Origin of the sequence: Sphaerochaeta sp. S2, from assembly GCF_016406725.1 — a bacterium.
In the GTDB taxonomy this organism is placed as follows: Bacteria; Spirochaetota; Spirochaetia; order Sphaerochaetales; family Sphaerochaetaceae; genus Sphaerochaeta.
Genome location: NZ_JAEKNT010000302.1, coordinates 1 through 4,281, shown reverse-complemented (window position 1 = coordinate 4,281; position 4,281 = coordinate 1). Strand labels below are relative to the sequence as shown.

Below are 4,281 nucleotides of genomic sequence, written 5' to 3'. Positions count from 1 at the left end.
GTATACCGGAGCAGCTGTAGCATTTTGTTCAGGTTCCTCATCGCTGTAAGTGTAGGGAGTCTACATAATTCCCTTTGCCAGGTACCTGTTTTCTCCTATCTGTTCGATTGAGAGATCGGTAATGCCATAGAGGAAGGTTCCCGCCAAGATGGGAGGTCTTCCCTCTGCTATCCAATCATTGGGATCGATCTGCGTATTGATACCCTCATAGGCTTGCCTGGTCTGACGGGTAACATAGAGGTTGGTGACCTCCATTGATGCTGGGTTCTTTACCCCTTTTGCAAGGGAAGCCTCCATTTTCTCCAGGCTCAGTTCATTCATGCTGTCGTAATACGCTTCGATGATCTGTGTCGGTTCCATGCCGGCAGTGTAAGGTGGCTTGCGCGATTCCTGTATCCGTGTGGTGGTGAACCAGCTCACGGAGATGACGATTGCTGCAATGGTAATGACCAACCAACCTTTCTTTCTCCAGAAAACCCGTCGTCTCGCTCGTTTGTGTTGACCATCCAGGAATGAGGCACAAGCCCCTATCACTCTGAGAGACTCCCTGGTTTGGACCGAGTCGGTAGCTTCCAGTGTCCATTGCAAGGATTCTGTCTGGGAAAGGAACCAGGACAGTGCCTTCTGGGGTTCCTTGTTCATGACAGCATCCCTCTGCTTGGTTAGGCTTAAGGAGAGCGTTCGGTCGATGAACTGTATGGTTGATTGCGGTAGCGAGGCTCCTGTAAGGGATAAGGGGAGTGGTCTGAAAGAGTCCTCCCTGCTGTCTTTGTCATGGAATGGTGGAAAACCCAAGGCTGCATAGTAGAGAAGGCTGGCCATCTGGTCGCAGAGTGTGAAAGGCTGATGCAGTCCATGATGTACCCATGAGGAGCTGTGAAAGTAACGGGTCTCCTCATCACTACAGGCAGCAAAGAGGTCTGCCAAATCCTGGGGAAGGATCAATAATCTACCATCTTCCATACCCCATACTCTCCAAAGCGGAAGAATGCCGCTTGAGAGGTCCAGGAAGGAGTAGGGTAGTGATTCCAGTGCACGAGCGAGATCCCTGACCAAGGTCAGAGCCTGAGATCGTTTGCTGGTGGCAATGTTTGAAAAAGGAAACAAGGGCAGCGGATCAAAGTAGAGACAGCGCTCTCCTTCCACTACGCTTAGGCCTTTCCAGTACCATTTCGTAAGAGTTCCATCCTCATAGATATAGCCACAGGCTTTTTCTCCCTGCAACAGGTAGGAGGGAAGGTCCATCGATTGAGGGCCTATCACAATACATTGCATCTTCTGTCCATCGATTTCACAGGGAAAGGTCCGACTCATCTTATGCATTCGTTTCTCCTTGATATGCACTGATGTGCCAAACATGTTTTTCCTTCATATCGTTATGATCCTTGATCTCTGGTTGCTCGCCATGTTTATCGAAGTATCCATTAATCGTCCACTTTCCAGAGAACGCCCTTATCTGGCGGAGCGCTTCCAAGCTCGAGCTATTGCAGCTGCTTATTCTCTCTCCTCTCCTGTTTTCCAGAAGACTAGTTCCTGCCTTTAAGCGGGAGATGAATGTCCTTGCATCTTCCTCTGCTTGCGGGGATGGCAGGAGTGCATTGGCATTGGCAGAAACGATGAACAGCACGTTTTTCTCTTGCCTTACCACAGACTCCAGAATTGTATGGTAGGTTTGTAATTGTTCACCGGTACACGAGGAAGCAAGAATGGGGAGTACCGGGACATTCCCAAAATAACTGTGAATCATGGGAAGTGTAAGCTCAAGAGCAGGTTCCTCTATCAGGTAACTGTCTTCCTGAGCAAAGAAGGGAGCATGGGAGGCAGTGAGTTCCTTGATCAAGGTGGTTGCAAAGCGATATTCCACACCTGCTATGGATATGCCTTCCATGCTGCTGGTGAACAGGAAAGATGGAGCATCTGCTTCCAGCACTTCCTGGTGCAAGGGCCCAAGAAAGACGATCAAGGAGGGCTTCAGGTCCCCTGCAACTGAAAAGCTCCTATGCAGAGCCTCCAGTGAAAACTGGTAAGCTGCATGAGGTACAAGAATTGCAGAGGGAAGAGAGCGAAGATTCACTTTTGATTCTCTCTTTGCCGTTGCAAGGGAGAGTGCCTCTTTGTCTTCTGGGTAGAAGATTGTATGGTGGTAACTGTCAAGCATGCTCATGTCCTAAAAGTAATCGTGAAAGTCTCCCTTCGTCCAGTGTAACTGTCAAGTTTTTCTCCTGGGTGGGGAGAACCGTCCCGGTTTTCCCTCCCTTTGCTCTTCTTAGGTGTTTTACCTGGGTATAGTATAGATTTGCACGACCCTGATTCTTTGCCTTGCTGAAAACAAGCGCTAGGTTTGCTGCATCAAGCAGGACCTCCAGAGGGACACTCTTTCCCCTGATGTACTTGATGAAAACATACCCCCCAGGGACATCACGGGTATGCATCCAGTAGTCATTTCCCTTTACATAGTGACGGAGTAATTCATCGTTTTCCTTGGCATTGCGGCCAACAAGCAGGGTGAACGAACCACTTTGGATGGTGAGGCCCGGACTCTGCTTTTTTTGTGTCTCACTCCCAGTGCTCTCTTCAAGTTCCTTTGTCAGGCTCCTGATCGCCTGTAGTTGGTCACGGTTGGGATCAAGGAGCGCCAGATAGTGTGCTTCTCTCTGGGCAATGAGCGCTTTGGTTTTCTCAACCTCTGTGATGGCGTTCTCGTGGGTCTTCTTCGCTTTCTGGTATTTCTCATAGTAGAGATGGATATTCTCGCGAGAGAGGATCTTGTCATCCAGGGGTATGGTTATTGGCTCTCCAGTCTCCCAGTCTTCCAGGGTTATTTCATCCATTGTACCTTTGAGTAGGTGTTGGTTTGCACTGAGTAGATCTCCAAACTTCTTGAAATGCATGAAATCCTGGGTGTTCGCACTGGTACGTATAAGACTACCGAGTGTGGTATTTAGGCTCTTGAGCTCCCGTTCCATCTTTCGTTCAACACGTGCAGCCAGCTCTTCACGGGTAAGTGTATTGCTCTGCGCACCGTAGGCTTCCTCAATCTGCTCATTGAAGGAATCGCCGGTCCTCTCTCTGACTAGAAACGCTTTTCCCTCTTCCGCTTTCGGCTCAGGGAGTGTGAATGGTTGTCCACTCTGCTCCTCTCTTCCAGGACGCCTATAGAGCAGGTCAAGGAGGATATCATGCTCATCGGTGACCAGAATATTTGCTCCTGGCCCACTGTAGAAGCGAAGATAGAGATTCAGTATCGTGCCATGGTTGTCCATGCGTAGGCGTACAACCCGGTCAAAGGGTTGTTGATAGACTGATTCAACCTTAGCACCCTCCAGATTTGCACGACAAAACTGGATAAAACGCTGGAGCTTTGCGGTCTTTCCCATCTGGTTTGCACTAATAGGTTTCTTAAGTTCATGCAGTCGACTGAAAGGGGTTCCTACCTCGGTGTATAGTGTCCACCTTCCTGCCTCGGGGTGGTAGAAGTGCCAGCTGAGAGAGTGGAAGTCATGTTGGGTAGTGCGTTGCAAGGAACTGCCCTCCAGGGGCAGTTCCTCCAGAATAAGCGCTATCTCACGCCAGTTGAGACTCATGGGAACTCCTGACCTGCTCATAGGCAGATGTTATACCTCCGGCAAGGTAGAAGGATCCACAGGTAAGGATGGCCCCTTCCTTTGCCGTACGTGAAAGTGCTTCTTTCAATGCTGAGAGATTGTCCTCGATCAAAAGAATTTCGTACTGTTTTTCTCGCTCGTCGGCAAGCTCCAGGAGAAGCTCATGCAGCTCTTTGATATCACTCTTCTTGAAAGTACCTGGCCTGCTGATGATGATTCTCTGGAAATAGTCGAGCAGAAGTGAGAGCATGTGGGTATGATCCTTGTCTTCCAGTGCCCCAAAAATGACTGTATTCTCCTTGCTTGGATGAAGGCTGGAGAAGGAAGAGAGCAGGGCCTGCAGGGAGCGGGTGGTGTGTGCACCATCCACATAAAGGCAGGGATCCTTTGAGAGCTGCTGGAACCTCCCTGGTATCTGGTTTGACTCGATGGCAGGGAGCATCGCCTGGTCAAAGAGATTGAGTGTCTTCAGGACAAGCATGGCAAGCGCACTGTTCTGTGCTTGGACCAGCCCTCGCATGGAAAGATAAAGATGTTCCTCCTCCCCATTCTTCCACCGGTAGTGGACCTGTTCGCCTTCACTGGTGGTGCTGCTTGTCAGGGAACCCAGATGTTCCTTCAGTAGGTAGGGAGTGCTGTGTTGGTCCTTTGCTTCAGCGAGGAAGACATCCAATGC

Annotated in this window: 4 protein-coding genes; all 4 read right to left on the bottom strand. The window is 49.8% G+C overall.

From position 1 onward, the window contains the following. Nucleotides 1–60 precede the first annotated feature (60 nt). A complete protein-coding gene (locus tag JF818_RS08830; protein WP_198891647.1) occupies nucleotides 61–1,323 on the bottom strand; it encodes a hypothetical protein in 1,263 nt (420 codons plus the stop codon). Further along, nucleotides 1,316–2,164, bottom strand: a complete 849-nt coding sequence (gene amrB / locus JF818_RS08825) for an AmmeMemoRadiSam system protein B (protein ID WP_198891646.1) — start codon at nucleotides 2,162–2,164, stop codon at nucleotides 1,316–1,318. Before amrB ends, JF818_RS08830 begins: the two co-directional genes overlap by 8 nt. Next, nucleotides 2,151–3,584 (bottom strand): NFACT family protein, encoded by a 1,434-nt coding sequence (locus JF818_RS08820; protein ID WP_198891645.1) that lies wholly within the window; start codon nucleotides 3,582–3,584, stop codon nucleotides 2,151–2,153. Before JF818_RS08820 ends, amrB begins: the two co-directional genes overlap by 14 nt. Continuing rightward, nucleotides 3,565–4,281, bottom strand: a 717-nt coding sequence (locus tag JF818_RS08815) for a glutamate ligase domain-containing protein (protein ID WP_304945014.1), incomplete at its 5' end; no start/stop codon positions are given. The genes JF818_RS08820 and JF818_RS08815, both read right to left, overlap by 20 nt.

Excerpts from the sequence above, each read along its gene's own strand:
- JF818_RS08830 (WP_198891647.1), bottom strand. The coding sequence starts at position 1,323 with ATGCATAAGATGAGTCGGACCTTTCCCTGTGAAATCGATGGACAGAAG.
- JF818_RS08820 (WP_198891645.1), bottom strand. The coding sequence starts at position 3,584 with ATGAGTCTCAACTGGCGTGAGATAGCGCTTATTCTGGAGGAACTGCCC.
- amrB (WP_198891646.1), bottom strand. The coding sequence starts at position 2,164 with ATGAGCATGCTTGACAGTTACCACCATACAATCTTCTACCCAGAAGAC.